This window comes from Methylorubrum sp. SL192, from assembly GCF_026672325.1.
GTDB lineage: Bacteria > Pseudomonadota > Alphaproteobacteria > Rhizobiales > Beijerinckiaceae > Methylobacterium > Methylobacterium extorquens.
Window position 1 is genome coordinate 3,842,158 of the sequence record NZ_JAPPQV010000003.1, and the last position, 20,004, is coordinate 3,862,161.

The window sequence follows — 20,004 nt, forward strand, 5'->3', positions numbered from 1 at the left end:
CGGCCGCGGCGACCGCCAAAACAGGTTCGCGGCGACACCTGTCGTCCGCCGCCCCAGCGGCAGATGTCGCTCAAACGCAGAGAAGCCCGGCCATGGGCCGGGCTTCCTCGCGAATCTTGAGCTCAGCGGCACCGGGCCTCCGACTTCCTGCGCGGAAGCCGGGGGCCCGAAGACCGATTAGTAGCGGTAATGCTCGGGCTTGAACGGGCCGGTCTGCGACACGCCGATATAGGCGGCCTGATCGGGGCGGAGCTTGGAGAGCTTCACGCCGATCTTCTCGAGGTGGAGCGCCGCGACCTTCTCATCGAGGGCCTTGGGCAGGGTGTAGACCTGACGCTCGTACTTGCCGGGGTTCGTCCAGAGCTCGATCTGGGCGAGCGTCTGGTTGGTGAAGGACGCCGACATCACGAAGGACGGGTGGCCCGTCGCGTTGCCGAGGTTCACCAGGCGGCCCTCCGAGAGGAGGATGATGCGGTGGCCGTCAGCGAACTCGATCTCGTCGACCTGCGGCTTGATGTTCTGCCACTTGAGGTTCTTCAGGCCGGCGACCTGAATCTCGTTGTCGAAGTGGCCGATGTTGCAGACGATCGCACGGTCCTTCATGGCCCGCATGTGTTCGATCGTGATGATGTCCTTGTTGCCCGTGGCGGTCACGAAGATGTCGGCGCGGGGCGCCGCGTCTTCCATCGTGACGACCTCGTAGCCTTCCATCGCCGCCTGCAGGGCGCAGATCGGATCGATCTCGGAGACGAGCACGCGGCAGCCGGCGTTGCGCAGCGAAGCGGCCGAGCCCTTGCCCACGTCGCCGAAGCCGGCGACCATCGCGACCTTGCCGGCCATCATGACGTCGGTGCCGCGACGGATGCCGTCGACCAGCGATTCCTTGCAGCCGTAGAGGTTGTCGAACTTCGACTTGGTGACCGAGTCGTTCACGTTGATCGCCGGGAAGAGCAGCTTGCCCTCCTTGGCGAGGTTGTAGAGGCGGTGCACGCCCGTGGTGGTCTCCTCGGAGACGCCCTTGATCGAGTCGGCCAGACCGGCGAACCAGCCCTTCGGCTTCTCGGCGAGCTTCTTCTTCAGGAGCGCGAAGAAGACCTCCTCCTCCTCGGATTCCGGCTTGTCGAGGAAGGCGGTGTCGCCGTTCTCGGCGCGCAGGCCGAGGTGGACGAACATGGTGGCGTCGCCGCCGTCGTCGAGGATCATGTTCGGCATGCCGCCGTCATGCCAGTCGAACAGCTTCGAGGTGTAGTCCCAGTACTCGGTCAGGGTCTCGCCCTTCACGGCGAAGACCGGGATGCCGGCGGCGGCGATCGCGGCGGCGGCGTGGTCCTGGGTCGAGTAGATGTTGCAGGACACCCAGCGGATGTCGGCGCCGAGCGCCTTCAGGGTCTCGATCAGCACCGCCGTCTGGATCGTCATGTGCAGCGAGCCGGCGATCTTGGCGCCCTTGAGCGGCTGCGACGCGCCGTACTCGGCGCGGGTCGACATCAGGCCGGGCATCTCGGTCTCGGCGATCGAGATTTCCTTGCGGCCGTAATCGGCCAGCCCGATGTCCTTGACGATGTAATCGTTGGCAACTGCCATCTCGGTATCCCTTTTCAGTCGTGGCCGGCGCGAAACGGCCAATCGTTCCGGCGCATCGGCCGGTTCACCCGGCCGGGTCGGCCATCCCTGTAGCAGGGCTCTCGCTAGGGAGCAATCAAGACATAAAGATGTCTTTATGCGTTTAATTCGAGGCTAGAGCCCGGGTGCCAGCGCGGCCTTTGCGGCGCTCGCGCTGAAACCGGTCGCGTCGAGCTGGATCGGGCATGAGTGTCTATTGCCAGCCGGAGCTTCCTCGTTGGGACAGGGTTGGTTCCGGCAGGGAAAATGCCTGCGCGCTCGCGATATTTAGTGTGCTGCCAGATTGCCTGAGTGCCCCCACTCGAGCCGTGGCAGACCGAAAGAGCCGTTCAAAGACAATCAGATGTCGATCAGTTGCGCTCTCGCGATATGATTTTGCTGGATTGTCTGCATATTTGATTCGTAAAAAAAGCGATTTTGTCGCACTTTTAGTTTCATATCGAGGATTTGCCTTTTAATTTCTCAATAAATCATCTATATTAATACATATTTTTATAATATACGATGCTAAAAGAATAGTCATTGTGATAATAGCAAATTTGTCAAAAGCGTCGATCTCGAGAGCGATCACGCGGCGAACTGTGTCAAATACGGGCAATGCTACGATTAGCAAAATTACAGAAGTTCGTGGGTCATTGTATTTTTTCAGTACATTACGAAATTTGCTGATTTTAGACGGCGAAGTGCCTTCTGTGGCGCCAATTTTATCGGCTTGTTCTTTCGACCTGATGCTGAAAAGAATTAAAAGAAGTGCTATGCTTGAAGCAATAAAGTATGCGTCCGGGATAAATCTGCTTAATATAAACAGAAATATAGCAATAAGAGCACTCAAATCCGCGGTAAAACTGAGTAGTATTTTTCGTCTGCAATTAATCATGAGGCTCGCGTGTCCCTGCCTGAGTTCGTTGGCGGTGTGCTAAATTGCTACCTAAATAAGCCGTAGGGCAATTTCGTAAACTACCGGTTGAAGATTGATTGATAATCCTGCCTAAGACGGCCAGGGCCTAAGGTGCATCCCGGTATGTCTTAGTATGCTTCAAGTTGACCGAGCTCGAATTTAGGCCGGCTCGTCCCGCAACTGCCGCCGGATGATCTTGCCGCTCGTCGTCATCGGTAGGGTGTCGCGAAACGCGAGCGCGCGCGGCACCTCGTGGGCGGAGAGCCGGGCCTTGGCGAAGGCGAGGATTTCGGCGGCCAGCGCGTCGGAGGGCGAGAAGCCCGCGCGCAGGGTGACGAAGGCCTTCACGGTCTCGGTGCGCAGCCGATCGGGCACGCCGACCGCGGCGGCGAGGGCCACCGCCGGATGGGCGCAGAGGCAGGCCTCGATCTCGGCCGGTCCGATCCGGTAGGCGGCGGAGGTGATGAGATCGTCCTCGCGGCCGACGAAGCGGATGTAGCCGTCGGCCTCGCGTCGCGCTTGGTCGCCAGTCATCCACCAGCCGTCGCGGAATTTCTTGGCAGTCGCCTCGGGCTGGCGCCAGTAGCCGAGGAACAGCACCGGATCGGGGGCGCGCACGGCGATCTCGCCGGTCTCGTCCGCATCCGCCTCGGTCCCGTCCTCGCGCAGGACCGCGACGCGGTGGCCGGGCACCGGCTTGCCGGTCGCGCCGGCCCGCGCCACGCCGATCCGAGCGCTGGAGGCGAGAACGAGGTTGCACTCGGTCTGGCCATAGGCCTCGCCGATGGTGAGGCCGAGGGCGTCACGCGCCCAATCGAAGGTCTCGGCCCCGAGCGCCTCGCCGGCGGAGGCGATGTTGCGCAGGGCTGAGAGGTCGAATCTTTGGCGCGGATCGGCCACCCCGCGCAGCATGCGCAAAGCCGTCGGCGGCAGGAAGGCGTGGGTGACGCCGAGATCCGCCATCAGCCGGAACACCGCCTCCGGCTCGAACCGGCCCGAGGCCTTCGCGACCACCGGCATGCCGAGGCGCAGGGACGGCATCAGCACGTTGAGCAGGCCCCCGGCCCAGGCCCAGTCGGAGGGGGTCCACATCAGCCCGGTTCCCTCGGGCGGGAAGCCGTGCATCAGGCTCCAGCCCGGCAGGTGGCCGAGCAGGACCCGGTGGCCGTGCAGCGCCCCCTTGGCGAGCCCGGTCGTGCCGGAGGTGTAGATCATCAGGGCCGGATCGTCCGGCCCGGTCGCCCGCGTTGCGAACCCGTCCGGGGCGTTCTCCAGAGCCGCGAAGAAATCCTCCGCGGCCTCCCCTGCCCCATCGACCGAGAGGATCGTGGCGAGATCCGGCAGGTCGGCGCGCAGCTGTTCCAGCTTGGCCAGCCCGGGCGCGTCGGTGACGACGGCGCAGGCGCCGGAATCGGCGAGGCGATGGCGCAGGGCCGCCTCACCGAACAGGCCGGCAAGCGGAAGTGCGATCGCCCCGAGCCGGTAGGCGGCGAAATGGGTCACCACCACCGCCACCGATTGCGGCAGCAGCACCGCCACCCGGTCGCCCGGCCCGACGCCGCGCGCGGCCAGCGCCGCCGCGAGCCGCAGCGAATCGGAGCGCAGGCGGCCGTAGCTCACCGGCTCGGGCCGGTCGTCGGGGCCGAGCACGAGGAGCGCGGTGCGGTCGGGCTCGCTCAGTGTCCAGCGGTCGCAGACATCGGCCGCGATGTTGTAGCGCTCCGGGATCTTCCAGCGGAAATCCCTGACGAGCGACGCGTAGCGATCGGCCCGCTCCGGCACGGCAACTTCCTCGAACTTGCGGCGGCGCTCGGCCGGTGCCGCCTCTTCCTCCCGGGCGCGCTGCATCCGAGCGCGTCCAGGTGTCTCTCATCGGTCCCCGTGCAAGCCGGGACAATCCGTGTTCTGCACGCGGTCGCGGGCGCTCAGTCCTGACGCTGCGGGAAGCCGCCGCGGAAGGCGAAATCGGTGATCGGGCGGCGGCCGTTCGGGCGCTCCTTGGCCCTCTGCTCCTCGCTCAGCTCCGCCCAGGGCGTGGCGCGTCCGATCCCGTAGGCCGCCTCGACCCGGTGATGCTCGGGGACGTTCAGCACGGCGGGCGCCCGCTCCCAGTCGAAGCCGCCCATGCCGTGGACGTGCCAGCCCTGACGGTTGGCCTGGAGCGCGAAGGCGAGCGAGGCGGCGCCCGCATCGAGCGAGTGGCTGGCGGACGGCTTGAGCTCGTCGCCGACCTTCATCCGCTCGCTGGAGACGAGGAAGACGAGGGCGCCGGTGCCCTCGGCCCATTTCTGGTTGCCGGGCACGAGGAGGTCGAAGAACGTCTGCCATTCGGGGGTGCCGCGCAGCGCGTAGAGGAAGCGCCAGGGCTGCGAATTGTAGGATGAGGGCGACCAGCGCGCCGCCTCGAACATCCGCAGCAACTCGGCCTCCGGCACCGCCTCCCCGGTGAAGACGCGCGGCGACCAGCGCTCGGCGAAGATCGGCTCGATGGCGTGGTCGGGCTCGCGGGTGGTGGGGCGGGTGGTCTCGTCGGTCACCGGGGGCGGTCTCCAGGCTGGCAGGGCTTTGGTGCGGCGCACGGTATGGCACCGCACAAGAGCGGGCTAGAGCGCATTCCGACGAAGTGGGAACCGGTTCGTCGAAAGAATGTGCGTCACAACAAGGACTGAGAGACGCCGGCCTGATGCGAAGGGGTCGGATACGGCTCTCGGGGGCGGCATTGCCGCGCTTGTCATGGCGCGCGAAAACAAGGTGGACCACATCGGCCGTGAACGACATCGGCGCGACGAGGATGCTCATGGGCGAAGCCGGCACGAACCCTCTCCTGCTGCGCGAGGACCGCGACGGCGTCGCCACCCTGACGCTCAACCGGCCGGGTGCCCGCAATGCGCTCTCCTTTGCCCTGCTCGAAGCGCTGCGCGCGACCTTCGCCGACCTTGCGGGGGACGACACGGTGCGGGCCGTGGTGCTGGCGGCGGCGGGCCCCGCCTTCTGCGCCGGCCACGATCTCAAGGAGATGACCGGCTACCGCAGCGACCCCGACCGCGGCGCGAAACGGTTCGAAACGCTGTTCGCGCTGTGCTCAGACGTGATGATGGCGATTCCTGCCCTACCCCAGCCGGTGACCGCGGCGGTGGAGGGCGTCGCGACCGCGGCCGGTTGCCAGCTCGTCGCCTCCTGCGATCTGGCCGTGGCGGGGGCGCAAGCGCGCTTCGCCACGCCGGGCGTGCAGATCGGCCTGTTCTGCTCGACGCCGATGGTGGCGCTCTCGCGCAACCTCTCGCGCAAGGCGGCGATGCGGATGTTGCTGACCGCCGACATGGCGGATGCGGCGGAGGCCCGGCGCCTCGGTCTTGTCAACGACGTGGTGGAGGCGGGCGGCGCTCTGGCGGCCGCGCAGGCGCTCGTGGCAGGGATCGCCGCGCGCAACCCCGACACGGTGCAGGTCGGCAAGCGGGCCTTCTACGAGCAACTGGAGATGCCGCTGACGCAAGCCTACGCCCATGCCGGCCGGGTGATGACGGAGAACATGCTGGCGCAGGCGGCGGAAGACGGCATCGAGGCTTTCCTCGACCGCAAGAGTCACGGGCGGAATCACGGGCAGAATTAGCGGAAGGACCTCGGCAAGGCGCAGTGAGGCGCGAACCGATCCGCGCTCCGCGCATTGCCTCCCCGCCGCCCTGAAGCCGTCACGTGACCCAGGCAAACGGACTGCCATGCTCCTCAGACGTCCCCCTCCGATCACCGCTGAGCCCGGTCCGAACACGAAAAAAATCGTGAGCTGGAACCTGCTGCGCCGCACCGGCGCGGCGGTGGATTGCCTCGTGGCGCTGATCGAGCAGGAGCGGCCGGACTTCCTGCTGATGCAGGAGGCGACGAAGGAGATCGCAGCGCTGACCAAGCGCGTCGGCGGGGTCTATGCCTGGGCGCAATTGCCCGGCCGCATCCACGGCCCGGCGATGTGGAGCCCGACGCCGTGGCCCAACCCGCCGGAGATCGTCACCCTGCCGCCGGGGGTGCTGATCGACCGGGTCTGCCAAGTGCTCGATACCGGTGAGTTCGGCGTCGCCAACGTGCATCTCTCGCATGGGCAGGTGCTGAACCGGCGTCAGTTGCGGCGGATCGAGAGCCACCTGCCGCCGCGCGCGGCGGTGCTCGGCGACTACAACATCGTCGGCCCGGCCCTGCTGCCGGGTTTTCGCGATGTCGGCCCCCGGCGGCCGACCCATGCCATGGTCGATGTGCTGCCGCTGCGGCTCGACCGCTGCCTCGTGCGCGGGCTCGTCTGCCATGAGCGCATGGTCCTGCCCCGCGGGCTCTCCGACCACCACCCGATCGTGGTGCACCTCTCGCCCGCGCCGGAGGGGGTCCCTTCGGTCGGCCGGCTCAGAGGTATGGCAGAAGCAGTCGGACGGCTGCGTCGCGCAGGCGCACGGGGAGCGAGCGGGCGTCGAGGTCGGCTAGGCGCAAAGGGGTCTGAAACTTCGTCGCAATGAAGGCTTCGAGCGCCCGGGCCAGCGCCACGTCGTAGACCTCCACGTTGAGCTCGAAGTTCAGGCGGAAGCTGCGCGAATCCCAGTTCGCGCTGCCGATGAAGCACCATTGCCCATCGACGGTCATCGCCTTCGAGTGATCGAAGGGCGGCTCGTCGATCCAGACCCGCACGCCGCTCTTCAGGAGCGGATCGATATGGCCGTGGGTGGCCCAATCGACGAAGCGGTGGTCGCTCTTGCGCGGGATGGCGATATCGACCGCGATCCCCCGCGCCGCCGCGAGGCTCAGCGCGTTCAGCACGAGTTCGTTGGGTAGGAAATAGGGGGTCGTCAGCCGGATCGACGCCTTCGCGCAGGCGATCGCCTGGAGCACCACGGTCGCGATCTTCTCGATGTCGGCGTCCGGGCCGGAGGTGACGACGCGGGCGGTGACCGTGCCAACCGGCGCCAGCCGCGGCAGCCACGCCTCGCCCTCCAGCTCCTCGTCGCTGACGAACAGCCAATCGGCGATGAAGGCCTGGGTCAGGTGCTCGACCACCGGGCCCTCGATCCGGAAATGCGTATCGCGGATCGGAAAGTCCGGCTTCTCCGAGACCCGGTTGCCGTCGGCGATATTGACCCCGCCGGTGAAGGCGACCCTTCCGTCGACGATCAGCAGCTTCTTGTGCGTGCGCAGGTTCAGGAACGGCATCCGCCAGGGCAGGACGGAGTGCATGAACAGGCCGGCCGGCACCCCGAGCCGGCGTAGATGCCGCCACGCGGCCGGGAAGAAATAGCCGCTGCCGATGCCGTCGAGGATCACGCGCACCTCGGCGCCGCGATCCTGCGCCGCCTTCAACGCCGCGCAGAACGCCCGGCCGGTGTCGTCGTCGCGAAAGATGTAGCTCGACAGGGCGACGCTGCGGCGGGCCTCGCCGATCGCCGCCAGCATCGCCGGATAGGCCTCGTCGCCGTTGCGGAGGAGCTCGAACCGATTGCCCGCCACCGTCGGCAGGCCGGTCACCGCCTGCACCGCCAAGTCGAGGGCGTGGTAGGCCTCGGGCACGTGGGCGGAGGGCTGCGGCGTCTCGTCAATGGTCTGCGAGGGGCGCCGCTTCAGCCGGCGGGCGCGCCGCTCCACCCGGTTGATGCCGAAGGTGAGGTAGAGCAGCGTGCCGAAGACCGGCGCCAGCCACGCCAGCCCGATCCAGCCGATCGCCGCGCCCACCACCCGCTTGCGCAGCAGCACGTGGACGCTGACGCCGAATGTGAGCACCAGGCCGATGGCCGCGACGATCTCGGTGCGGAGCGAGGCCGTCGTGCCGAGCCATCGAGTGAGGACTTCTTCCACCGGTCCGCCTGCTGCGCTGCCCTGTCCGGGAACGGCGGAGGAGATAAGCCAAGCCTGGTGTGACGAACAGGCAGCCCTCCACAAATCGCCGTTGCATGCTAGAACAAAGATCGAACGGTGGGCGGAGCGGCCAGGGCCGGCCCCTGCCTCTTTTCGAAAGCCTTCACCATCTTGCCCTCAGGTGGTCGGTCACGACCGCAGAGCGTCAGGTTCAAACCGTCGAGCATGTCCGCCAGCGCCGCCCCCCGCGTCTTCACGATTCCCCCCGGCGCGCCGTTCCTGCCGACGCTGGCGGACGCCCTCGTGTCGGGCCGCCTCGTCGGCGCGGTCGGCGGCGATCCCTTCGCGCTCGCCTCGGTGACGCTCTACCTGCCGACGCAGCGCGCGGTGCGCGCGCTCTCGACCGTGCTGGCGCAACGCCTCGGCGGAGCGGCCCTGCTGCCGCGGATGATCCCGCTGGGCGAGGCCGACGAGGCGGAGCTCGACCTCTCGTCCAACACGCTGCTGGAGACGCCGGAAGACCTGCTCTACCCCTCGATCCCCGCGCTGGAGCGCCGGCTGATCCTGGCCCGGCTCGTCCAGAAATGGGCGGAGACGGTGGACCGCGAACTCCTGCCCATCGATGACGAGGTGCCCTTCCTCGTCCCGTCCTCCCCTGCCGACGCGGTGGCGCTCGCCGCCGACCTCGAAGGGCTGATGGACGCGCTCACCGTGGAGGGCCTGCCCTGGAGCGAGATCGCCGCCGCGGTGGAGGCCGAGCATTCGCGCTATTTCCGCCTCACCCTCGATTTCCTGAAGATCGCCGCCGAGCACTGGCCCGACATCCTCGCCGCCCGTTCGCTCGCCGACCCCACCGCCCGCGCCCGCCGCCTCGTGTTGGCCGAGGCCGACCGGCTGTTCCGCGAGCGGCCGGGCGATCCGGTGATCGTGGCCGGCTCCACCGGCTCGGTGCCGGCCACCGCCCGGCTGATCGCGGCAGTGGCCCGCCTGCCCCGCGGCGCGGTGGTGCTGCCGGGGCTCGACCTGCACCTCGACGCGGAGGGCTGGGAGGCGATCGACGGCGCCGGCGGCAAGCACGAGGAGATCGCCCACGGCCATCCGCAGGCGATCCTTCGGGCGCTCACCGGACCGCGGGGCTTTGCCGTCGAGCGCCGGGATGTCGAGACGCTCGGAGATCTCTCGCCCGAGGCGGTGGCGCGGGAAAAGCTGCTGTCGCAGGCGCTGCGCCCGGCCGAGACCACCGATGCCTGGGCCGGCCTCGACGCGGCCGAGCGGATGACCCTCGCGCGGGAGGGCATGGCGGGCCTCGCCGTGGTTGAGGCGGCGGACGAGCGCGAGGAGGCGCTGGTCGCCGCGCTCGCCCTGCGCGAGACGCTGGAGACGCCCGGCGCCACCGCGGCCCTCGTCACGCCCGACCGCGGACTGGCGCTACGCGTCTCGGCCGAACTCGCCCGCTGGGGCATCGCGGCCGAGGATTCGGCGGGCTTGAGCCTGGCGCGCTCGCAGGCCGGGCGCTTCGCCCGGCTCGTCGCCGAACTCGCCGCCGAGGTGGCGCCGGCCCGCGTTATCGCGCTCCTCGCCCATCCCTTCGTCCGGCTGGGGCTCACCCGCAGCGAGGTCGTGCGCGCGGCCGCCGCCCTCGAGATCGGCGGCCTGCGCGGCCCCGCCCCGATCCCGAAGAACAGTTTCGACGGAATGCGCGCCGCGGTGGCTCTGCAACGCAATGCCACCGAGCGGGTGCCGCGCGCCAAGAAGCGGCTGAAGCCGGTCGATTGGGATCTCGCCGAAGACATCCTGGACCGGCTGGAGATCGCGCTCGATGCGTTCCGCACCGACCTGCAGCCCGAGATCGGCAACCTCGTGGCGCTCGCCGCCGGGCACCGCGAGGCCTGCGAGCGGATGATGGGCGGGGCCGAAGAGGGTGACGCGGACGAGACCGACGATCCCTCCCTCGACACGCTCGACGGCCTGTTCGACGATCTCGAATCCGCCGAGCAGGAAGAGCTGCCGGGCCGGTTCTCCGACTACGCCGCCTTCTTCACCGCGCTTGCCCGCGACCGCACCGTCGCCTGCGCGCAGCGAAGCGCGCATCCGCGCCTGCGCATCCTCGGGCCGCTCGAAGCGCGCCTGCTCTCCGTCGATCGCATCGTGCTGGGCGGGCTCGATGAGACGGTCTGGCCGGTGCGCCAGACCACCGACGCCTTCCTCAACCGGCCGATGCGCGGAGATGTGGGCCTGAGCCCGCCCGAGCGGCGGATCGGACAGGCCGCCCACGACTTCGTGCAGGGCTTGGGCACTCATGACGCCGTGGTCACCCGCGCGGCCAAGCGCGAGGGCTCGCCGACCGTGCCGTCGCGCTTCCTCCAGCGCCTGCGCGCCTTCGGCGGCGATGCGGTCTGGGCCGACGCTATCGCCCGCGGCCAGCGCCTACGCGGGCTCGCCGCGCGGCTCGATCGCGGCCAGGAGGCCCCGCCCCCGCGCCTCAAGCGCCCCGCGCCGAAGCCCGACCCGGCTCTGTTCCCGGAGCGTCTCAGCGTCACCGAGATCGAGACGCTGGTGCGCGATCCCTACTCGATCTACGCCCGGCACATCCTGGGCTTGGAGGCGCTGGAGCCGATCGCCGTGGTGCCGGGCGCGGCCGAGCGCGGCAGCCTGATCCACAAGGTCCTCGGCGATTTCTCGCAAGCTCATCCCGGCGCGCTGCCGGCGGACGCAGAAACCCTGCTCTACGCGATCGCCTTCGACGCCTTCGGCCCGCTTCAGGACCAGTACCCGGAACTCTACGCCGAGTGGTTTCCCCGCTACGAGCGCATGGCGGTCGCTTTCCTCGAATGGGAAGCGAGCCAGCGCCAGGGCTTGCACACGATCCACGCCGAGCGCTCGGGCAAGGTGACGATCCCCTTGGGCGAGCGAACCTTCACGCTCTCGGCCCGTGCCGACCGGATCGAGGCCCGCGCCGACGGCAGCTACTGCATTGTCGATTTCAAGACAGGCACGCCGCCGAGCAACCGCACCGTCTTTGCCGGTTTCTCGCCCCAGCTCACCCTGGAGGCGGCGATGCTGATGCATGGCGCCTTCGAGGGGCTGAAGGCCGCCTCCCCGCCGGACCTCCTCTACGTCTACGCCTCGGGTGGGCGCGAGCCATTCCGGCCGATCCCGGTCAAGCCGCCGCCCGGCGATGCGCGGGCGGTGGAGGCCGTCGTCGAGGAGCATTGGCAGCGCCTGCGCGGATTGATCGCCCGCTACATGACCGGCGAAGCCGCCTACCTGTCGCGCCCCTATCCGCAATACGAGCGCGCCTACAACGAGTACGATCACCTCGCCCGCGTGCTCGAATGGTCGCTGGCCGGGCAAGGAGAAGCCGCGTGAACGCCCCGCTGACCGGCTTCACCGTCGATGACCTGACCAAGGCGGCCCAGCGCCGGGCCGCCGACCCGCGCCTCTCGGCCTGGGTCTCGGCCAATGCCGGCGCGGGCAAGACCAAGGTGCTCACCGACCGGGTGCTGCGCCTGCTCCTCGACGGCGCGCCGCCCGGCCGCATCCTCTGCCTCACCTTCACCAAGGCGGCGGCTGCCAACATGTCGATCCGCGTGTTCCAGCGCCTCGGCCGCTGGGTGACGCTGGACGACGCGGCGCTGACCGCGGAACTCACCGAACTCACCGGCGAGCGGCCGGCCCGCGACACCTTGCGGCTGGCCCGCCGCCTGTTCGCCCGCGCCGTCGAGACGCCGGGGGGCCTCAAGATCGAGACGCTGCACGCTTTGTGCGAGCGGCTGCTGCACATGTTCCCGTTCGAGGCCAATGTGCCGGCCCGCTTCGTCGTGCTCGACGACAACCAGTCGCGCGAGGCGTTCGAGATCGAGACCGACAACGTGCTCGCCGACGCGATCCTCGGCGGCAACCAAGCGCTCTCCGACGCGCTCGCCGTGGTCGGCGCGGAAGCCTCCGGCGATACCCTGCGCGACGCGATCCGCTCGGCCATGCGGACGCGGGCGCTGTTCTCCGACCACCGCGCCCTGGAGCCGGCGCTCGCCCGCCTGCCGCGCGCCCTGGCGCTGCCGGATGGCGCCAGCGTCGAGACCATCGAGGCGGAGATCCTGGAGGGGAGCAGCCTCGGCGATTGGCGCGAGATCGCGGGCCGGCTGCGCACCGGCAAGGCGACGGACGAAAAGCTCGCCGACGGGCTCGTGGAGGCGCACGCCGCCCTCGGCGCGGGCAAGGCGCTGGCGCCCTACCGCTCGGTCTTCTTCACCGACAAGGACGAGCCGCGCGCGGCCAAATCCTTCGGCACCAAGGCGGTACCGGAGGACATCAAACAGGCGCTGCTCGACGAGCAGGCCCGGCTGATCCCGCTCTTCGACGCACTACGCGCCGCCCGCGCGCTCGCTCGGACACTTGGCCTGTTTCGGCTCGCCGCCGAGATCCACCGCCGGGTCGAGGCGCAGAAGACGCGTCTCGGCGCCCTCGATTTCGATGACCTGATCCACAAGACCCTCGACTTGCTCTCGCGGGTCGGCGCCTCCTGGGTCCTGTACAAGCTCGACCGCGGCGTCGATCACGTCCTCGTCGACGAGGCGCAGGACACCAACCCGCAACAATGGGAGATCCTGCGCACGCTCACCGCCGAGTTCGCGGCCGGCGAAGGCGCGCGCGGCCTCACCCGCACCCGCTTCGCCGTGGGTGATCCGAAGCAGTCGATCTACAGCTTCCAGGGCGCCGACCCGCGGGAATTCGAGCTGACCCGCCGCGCCTGGGGCCGGGCGGCGGAGGGCGCCGGGCACGATTTCGCCGATGTCAGCCTGCGGCTCTCGTTTCGCACCGCGAGCCATGTGCTCGCGGCGGTCGATGCCGTGTTCGGCGTGCCGGATCATTTCGCCGGCCTCTCCTTCGATGCGGGCGCGCCGGGTACGGTCCACGCCTCCGCCCGCGCCGGGGTGCCCGGCGCGGTCGAGCTGTGGGGGATCGAGGAGCCGGCGGAAGCCGAGGAGCCCGATGCCTGGGCCGCCCCGGTCGATGCGCCGGAGCCCAACGCGCCGGCCATCGTCGTCGCCCGCCGCATCGCCCGCGCGGTGAAGACCTGGACGACGAAGGGCGATGCCTGCGGCCGGATCTGGCGGCCCGGCGACGTGCTGATCCTCGTGCGCAAGCGCTCGGCGGCGTTCGAGGAGGTGATCCGGGCGATGAAGGGCCTCGGCGTGCCGGTGGCGGGCCAGGACCGGCTCGAGGTCGCGGGCCACATCGCCGTGCTCGATCTCGTCGCGGTCGGCCGCGCCGGCCTGCTGCCCGCCGACGACCTGACGCTCGCCACCGCCCTCAAGACCCCGCTCGTCGGCCTCACCGACGACGACCTCACCCGCATCTGCGCCCGCCGCCCCTTCGCCGAGACGCTGGAAGACGCGCTGACCCGCCACGCGCAGGCCGGCGACGGGGCGGCGATCCGCGGCCTTACGGCCCTGCGGCTCTGGATCCAACTCGCGGCGGAGAACGGCCCGTTCGGCTTCTACGCCGCCCTGCTCGGCCCCCATGGCGGGCGCAGCCGGCTGGTGGCGCGGCTCGGCGGCGAGGCGGGTGATGCCATCGACGTGTTCCTGGCCCAGGCCGCCGACGCCGAGAACGGGGGCGACGCCCCCTGCCTCGATGCCTTCCTCGCCGATTACATCGTCCGGCCCGGCCGCGGTCGAAGCGGCCTCTCGGTCAAGCGCGATCTGGAATCGGGCCGCAACGAGGTGCGGGTGATGACGGTTCACGGCGCCAAGGGCCTGGAGGCGCCGGTCGTCGTCGTCATCGATGGCTGCGAGCCGCTCGGCCGCAACGACCCGCCGCTGCTCGGCCTCGACTCCACCGCCGACGGGCCGCTGCCGCCGGTCTGGACCGGCGGGCGCACGCAGGATTGCGCGGCGACGCTGGCCGCCCGCTCCGCCCTCCAGGCGCGGGCGCGGGAAGAGCACAACCGCCTGCTCTACGTCGCCATGACCCGGGCCGCCGACCACCTCGTCATCGCGCCCTATCGCGGCGCGACCCGGGAGACGCCGGCCTCGTGGTGCGAGATGGTCCGCATCGGCCTGGAGCGGGGGCTGGGGGACGGCGAAGCGGTCGAGACCGAGCACGGGCCGATCACGATCTGGCGCGACGGCTCGGCCGCCTCGCTCGCCGCCGCCGCAGCGGACACGGCCCCGCCGGAGCCGGAGGTGGTGCCGGACTGGCTGTTCTCGGCCGCCGCACCCGAGGCCGAGGCCGCGCCGCCGCTGAGTCCCTCGGGCGCGCTCGGCGCGGCGGACGGGCAGCGCCAGCCCCGTCGGCGCCTCGGCGATGCCGAGGCCCGCCGCCGCGGCGCCCTGGTCCACTCGCTTCTCGAACACTTGCCGCGGATCGAGCCGGCCCGGCGGGCCGAAGCCGCCGACCGCTTCGCCCGTGCCCGCGCGCCCACTCTGGAGGAGGCCAAGCGCAAGGATCTCGTCCGCGCGGTTCTACGGCTGATCGAGGCGCCGGACCTCACGCCGCTGTTCTCAGACCAAGCCCGTGCCGAGGTGGCGCTCTCGGGCCGGATCGTCGTCGAGGGGATCGAGCGCGACGTCACCGGCCGGATCGACCGGCTCGTCGTCGAGGACGGCCGAGTGATCCTCTGCGACTTCAAGACCGGCCGCCCGCCCGCGGACGACGCGCCGCTGCCGGAGCGCGAGGCGGCTCAGGTCAGCCTCTACGCGCGGCTCGCCGCCGCGATCTGGCCCGAACACGCGATCGTGGCGCTGCTGGTCTGGACCTCGGGCCCGGTGGTGCGGCGGGTGGAGGGGGCGCTGCTCGGACAATGAGCCTTGCCCGATGATCGAGCACCATGAGACGCACAGTCCCTCCCCCGCAGAGCGGGGAGAGGGGGGAGCCTCGGCGAGACCTGCTCCGTCTTCCTCAGCTGCCCTTCTTCGGCGTCAGCTTGACGATCTGGCCGTCATCCTCGGTGACCGCGTAGACGGCGCCGTCGGGGCCGACCCGCACGTCGCGGACGCGGTGTTCAAGTGGGATGCGCTCCTCGGTGACGACCTTGTCGCCATCGAGCTTGAGCGCGACGATCCCGGTGCTGACGAGGCCGCCGATGAGGAACTGGTTCTTCCAGGCCGGGAACGCGTCCTTGTCGTAGAGCGCCATGCCCGAGGGGCCGATCACCGGATCCCAGTAATAGACCGGCTGCACCGTGCCGCCGGCCTGAGTCTGGCCATCGCCGATCTTCTCGCCGGAATACTCGATGCCGTAGGTGACCACCGGCCAGCCGTAGTTGAGGCCGGGGCGCGGGCGGTTCAGCTCGTCGCCGCCGCGCGGCCCATGCTCCACGGTCCAGAGCCGGCCCTGGTTGTCCAGGGCGGCGGCCTGGACGTTGCGGTGGCCGTAGGACCAGATCTCGGGCTTGGCCTTCTCGCCGCCGGTGAAGGGGTTGTCCTTCGGGGCGTTGCCGTCGGTGTCGATGCGGAAGACCTTGCCAAGCCCGCTCGTCAGATCCTGCGCCTGCCCGCGGGTCTGCTTGTCGGAGCGCTCGCCCACGGTGACGAACAGCTTGCCGTCCGGCGCGAAGACGAGGCGCGAGCCGAAATGCTTGTCGCCGTCATAGGTCGGCATCTGGCGGAAGATGACCTTGACGTCGTCGAGCTTGGCCTTGCCGTCGCTCTCGACCAGCTTGGCCTTGGCGACCGTGGTGCCGTTGCCCTTGTCGCGCGGCTCGCTGTAGCTGAAGTAGATCGTGCGATCCGCGGCGAAGCTCGGGCTCAGCGCGACGTCGAGAAGACCGCCCTGCCCCTTCGAATCGACCTTCGGCACGCCCGCCACCGGCTGGCCCACCGTGCCGTCCTTGGCGATCAGGCGGATCTTGCCGGCCTTCTCGGTCACGATCATGCGGCCGTCGGGCAGGAACTCCATCGCCCAGGGGCTTTCCAGGCCCTTGGCCACGACGGCGGTCTCGAACTCGGTCTTCTGCGCGGGCTCCGGCGCACGGGTCTGGTTGGGCAGGAGCGGCTTGTACTCGGTGTTCGGCGCCTCCTTCTCGGCGATCGACGTGCCGGCACTCGGCGCGGCCGGCGCCTGGAACGATTCACCCTCGATGCGGGGCGAGCGCGATTCCTGTCCGGCCGGCTGCTGAGCGAAGGCTGGGGCATCGAGGCCGAGGGCCGCAACGGTGGCGAGCAAGAGGGAAAGGGTGCGCGTCACGTCGATTGATCCTTGTGCGGGTCGCCGATCTTGCTCGCCAAATGGGGCGCAGGTGGCCCACGGCGAGGGTTGGGCCGCGCGAGGAGACGGACTCGCCACGTGGTTCGTCAGGGGCAAGGCGCTGGGCAATGCTCTTGGCAAGGTGCTGGGCAAGGCCGCCGGCAAGCCGCTTGTGGGGGGATTGCGGGGACGAAGGCAGGCTTATCCATGTGGGTTCGGCGTGCCAGACCCGCGGCCGGGGCGGGATGCCTTGACCGGGCGGTCGGGCGTCGCCAATTCTCGCCTCACCGTGAGGCGCCGAACCCGCTCTCGGTGCCCTCTGCGCAGGGGCCCTCCATGCACCCGCGTGGGACCCGCGTGTCGAAAGGACCTACGATGGCGACCGTGAAAGTGACCGATGCGAGCTTCGAGCAGGACGTTCTGCAGTCCGCCGAGCCCGTCGTAGTGGATTTCTGGGCGGAGTGGTGCGGCCCCTGCCGGCAGATCGGCCCGGCGCTGGAAGAGATCTCCGCCGATCTCCAGGGCAAGGTGAAGATCGTCAAGGTCAATGTCGATGAGAACCCCGGCATCGCCTCGACCTACGGCATCCGCTCGATCCCGACCCTGATGATCTTCAAGGACGGCAAGCTTGCCAGCCAGAAGGTCGGCGCCGCCCCCAAGGGCGATCTCTCCCGCTGGATCCAGGCGAGCGCCTGACCCGTCCCGAATTCGGGCCGAACGAACCGAGACAGCCCGGCCGCGAGGCCGGGCTTTTTTCATGCCTTGCTTCGCTCGCGACGGGCCCCAAAACGCAAGAAGCCCGGCCTTGCGGCCGGGCTCCCTGGTTTCGAGACCCTGTTATTGAAGGTTCGGCTTAGTAGCTGCCGAACTTGTAGTTCAGGCCGGCGCGGACGACAGCGAACTCGGTGTCGTTGCGGCGCGAGGGGCCGGAAACGACGATCACGCCCGGGCTGGTCGTGCCGATGACGGCGCCGGCATTGTTCACCGCGAAGGCGCCGTTGAGGGCACCGCCGCCGCGATCGAGGTTCACGTACAGACCTTCGACCTTCAGCGTGACGGCCGAAGAGCGGAAGAAGTTCAGGAACGAGTCGGTCGGGAGAGCGTACTCGACACCACCGCCAGCAGCGTAGCCGGTGCGGAAGTCGTCGGAGGAGCTGTTCGGCAGGCCGAACTGACGGCCGCCGCCGGCGCCGTAGGCGAAGCCGCCGGTGCCGTAGAACAGGACGCGGTCGAAGGCGTAGCCGAGGCGACCGCGGACGGTGCCGAAGAAGTCGAGGCTGGACAGGCCGTTCGGGTTGAACACCTGCTGAGCGGCGACGCCCGGGAAGGCCGGGTTGCTGTTCGCGACCGCGAACTGGTTCCGGTCACGGCCGAAATCGACGTACTGAGCGTCGGCCTCGATACCGATCACGACGCCGGAGCCCGGGGTGAACTGGTAGTTGTAGCCGATCTGACCACCGCCGACGAAGCCGTCGCTGCGGCTGTTGCCGCCGAAGGCGATGACGGCGGTTTGGCCGGGACGCACGAGGCCGGTCAGGCTGTTCACGCCGACGACCGGAGCCGCACCGTTGTCATCGACGCCGAAGCCGTAGCCAGCGTTGAAACCGGCGTAGAAACCGGTCCAGGTGAACACCGGGATGGGCGTGAAGACCGGCGGCGGAGCAGCGCGGCGCGGCAGGTCGGCGGCGGAGGCCGCCGCGGTCAGCGCCGTGAAGGCGGCGAGAGAGGTGAGAAGCTTTTTCACTTGTTGATCCCCAGCAGAAACCCGATCGCCCACAAGCTAGACCATTTCCCTGGCCTGAGATGTAGCGAACAGGCCACACCCGGGGGGCCACAATCGACCCGCCGAGCGGTTACATCCGGTGCGCGGGGAGGCCGAAACCAGTTTTGCGTAAATCAGGCGGTCAGGATGCGCCGATCGACGGGACGGCGCGCAGACACCATCGCGTCGTTTGCATGATTCGACAGGTCACGGGCCGGATGACGGAAGGTCGATGAAGGTCTTTAGCCGCCCGGCGTGACGCGCGAATCGCTTCCGGCTCATGTGGTCTGCCCAGCGATGGCCTTGCGGCGCGAATCTCCGGCCCTCGCGCCGCGCCCGTCGCAAGTCCGCTTCGATCCGGCGGACGCCGTCAGACCGGGATCGTGCCGTTGGCTTCGAGCACGGCGCCCGCGAGATAAAGCGAACCGCAGATGAGGACCCGCGGCGGGCGCTCGAAGACCGTGTCCGACAGGGCCGCCAACGCCGCCTCGACGCTCGGAGCGACCTCGGCCGAGAGGCCGACCTCACGGGCGATTTCCGCCACTTCCTCGGCGGGCCGCGCCGCCATCTGGCCGGTGATCGGCACCGCCACAAGTGAGCGGGCAAGGCCGACGAAGTTCTTCAGGAAGCCTTCGGCATCCTTGGTGCCGAGCAGCCCGACGATCAGGACCAGCGGCACGTCGCTGCGCTCGCCCAGATCGGCCATGGCGGCGGCGAGGATGCGCCCGCCATCGGCGTTGTGGCCGCCGTCGAGCCATAGCTCGGCGTCCTTGGGCATCCGCTCGGCGAGCGCCCCGCGCACGAGGCGCTGGAGCCGGCCCGGCCAATCGACGTTGCGCAGGCCGGCTTCGAGGGCGACCGTGCCGATATCGCCGAAGCCCGCCGCGCGCAGGGCCGCGATGGCGGTGCCGGCATTGGTGAGCTGGTGGCGCCCAGCGAGGCGGGGCCGGGGCAGATCGAACAGGTCGACCTCGTCCTGGTAGACGAAGCGCCCGCTCTCCTCGTGCACGGAGAAATCCTGGTTGCCGATCCGCACTGGCACCGCGCCGATCCGCTCGGCCTGGCGGCAGAGGACGGCATCGGCCCCGGCATAATCCTGGGCGGCGATCACCGCCGGGCAGCCGCGCTTGAAGATGCCGGCCTTCTCCATCGCAACCGCCTCGACGGTGTCGCCGAGATACTCGGCATGGTCGCGCCCGATCGGAGTGACCACGGCGCAGGCCGGGTGGTCGATGACGTTGGTGGCGTCGACGCGACCGCCGAGGCCGACTTCCAGCAGCAGCACGTCGGCGGGGCATTCGGAAAACAGCAGCAGGGCGGCCGCCGTGGTGATCTCGAACACGGTGATCGGATCGCCCTTGTTGGCCGCCTCGCAGCGGGCAAAGGCGTCGGCGAGCCGGTCTTCGGCGACGTAGTGACCGCCGCCGATGCCGCCTAAGCGGATGCGCTCATGGAAGCGCACGAGGTGGGGCGAGGTATAGACGTGGGCGGCCAAGCCCCCCGCCTCTAGGATTGCCCGCATGAAGGCGATGGTCGAGCCCTTGCCGTTGGTGCCGGCGACGTGAATCACCGGCGGCAGCCGCCGCTCGGGATGATTCAGGGCCGCGAGCAGGCGCTGGATGCGCCCGAGCGACAGGTCGATCGTGCGCGGATGCAGGGCGAGGAAGCGCGCCATCAACGCGTCGGAGGATTCCATCTCGCGCGGAGA

12 protein-coding genes are annotated in these 20,004 nt (G+C 69.3%); 5 read left to right on the plus strand and 7 right to left on the minus strand.

The window, feature by feature from the left end; all coding sequences use genetic code 11:
* Positions 1-177 precede the first annotated feature (177 nt).
* The 3 genes from ahcY to OVA30_RS18730 form a co-directional block, all read right to left on the minus strand.
* Positions 178-1,584, minus strand: a complete 1,407-nt coding sequence (ahcY, locus tag OVA30_RS18720) for an adenosylhomocysteinase (RefSeq protein ID WP_003606448.1) — start codon at positions 1,582-1,584, stop codon at positions 178-180.
* Positions 1,585-2,680: 1,096 nt separating this feature from the next.
* Positions 2,681-4,303, minus strand: coding sequence for an AMP-binding protein (locus tag OVA30_RS18725; RefSeq protein ID WP_442786134.1), 1,623 nt, complete (start codon positions 4,301-4,303; stop codon positions 2,681-2,683).
* Positions 4,304-4,446: 143 nt separating this feature from the next.
* Complete coding sequence (locus tag OVA30_RS18730; protein WP_268176353.1) at positions 4,447-5,058, minus strand: nitroreductase family protein; 612 nt, start codon at positions 5,056-5,058, stop codon at positions 4,447-4,449.
* A 260-nt stretch (positions 5,059-5,318) separates the two neighbouring features.
* On the opposite strand from OVA30_RS18730, the gene OVA30_RS18735 reads away from it, so the two are divergent.
* Both OVA30_RS18735 and OVA30_RS18740 read left to right on the plus strand, forming a co-directional pair.
* Entirely contained in the window at positions 5,319-6,131 is an 813-nt protein-coding gene (locus tag OVA30_RS18735) for an enoyl-CoA hydratase (protein ID WP_268176354.1), read from the plus strand.
* 106 nt (positions 6,132-6,237) lie between these two features.
* Positions 6,238-7,017 (plus strand): endonuclease/exonuclease/phosphatase family protein, encoded by a 780-nt coding sequence (locus tag OVA30_RS18740; protein ID WP_238507407.1) that lies wholly within the window; start codon positions 6,238-6,240, stop codon positions 7,015-7,017.
* On the opposite strand, the gene OVA30_RS18745 is transcribed toward OVA30_RS18740, so the two are convergent.
* Positions 6,908-8,344, minus strand: a complete 1,437-nt coding sequence (locus tag OVA30_RS18745) for a phospholipase D-like domain-containing protein (protein ID WP_253398410.1) — start codon at positions 8,342-8,344, stop codon at positions 6,908-6,910. The genes OVA30_RS18740 and OVA30_RS18745 overlap by 110 nt on opposite strands.
* A 225-nt stretch (positions 8,345-8,569) precedes the next feature.
* On the opposite strand from OVA30_RS18745, the gene addB reads away from it, so the two are divergent.
* Both addB and addA read left to right on the plus strand, forming a co-directional pair.
* On the plus strand, positions 8,570-11,713 hold the full coding sequence (addB, locus tag OVA30_RS18750; protein ID WP_268176355.1) for a double-strand break repair protein AddB: 3,144 nt from the start codon (positions 8,570-8,572) through the stop codon (positions 11,711-11,713).
* Positions 11,710-15,153: a double-strand break repair helicase AddA gene (gene addA, locus OVA30_RS18755; protein WP_268176356.1), complete on the plus strand. Its 3,444-nt coding sequence runs from the start codon at positions 11,710-11,712 to the stop codon at positions 15,151-15,153. The genes addB and addA overlap by 4 nt, the downstream gene beginning before the upstream one ends.
* A gap of 94 nt (positions 15,154-15,247) precedes the next feature.
* On the opposite strand, the gene OVA30_RS18760 is transcribed toward addA, so the two are convergent.
* Positions 15,248-16,534 carry a PQQ-dependent sugar dehydrogenase gene (locus OVA30_RS18760; protein WP_003603561.1) on the minus strand — a complete coding sequence of 429 codons (1,287 nt, stop codon included), beginning with the start codon at positions 16,532-16,534 and terminating at the stop codon, positions 15,248-15,250.
* 375 nt (positions 16,535-16,909) lie between these two features.
* Here OVA30_RS18760 and trxA point away from each other — a divergent pair, with 375 nt between their 5' ends.
* Positions 16,910-17,230, plus strand: a complete 321-nt coding sequence (gene trxA / locus OVA30_RS18765; RefSeq protein ID WP_003603560.1) for a thioredoxin — start codon at positions 16,910-16,912, stop codon at positions 17,228-17,230.
* A gap of 157 nt (positions 17,231-17,387) precedes the next feature.
* Here the strand turns inward: trxA and OVA30_RS18770 are convergent, their stop codons facing one another.
* The gene (locus tag OVA30_RS18770) at positions 17,388-18,278 is read right to left on the minus strand and encodes an outer membrane protein (RefSeq protein ID WP_003603559.1); all 891 of its coding nucleotides are present in this window, start codon (positions 18,276-18,278) and stop codon (positions 17,388-17,390) included.
* A 388-nt stretch (positions 18,279-18,666) separates the two neighbouring features.
* Positions 18,667-19,992 (minus strand): bifunctional folylpolyglutamate synthase/dihydrofolate synthase, encoded by a 1,326-nt coding sequence (locus OVA30_RS18775; RefSeq protein WP_015952634.1) that lies wholly within the window; start codon positions 19,990-19,992, stop codon positions 18,667-18,669.
* Positions 19,993-20,004 lie beyond the last annotated feature (12 nt).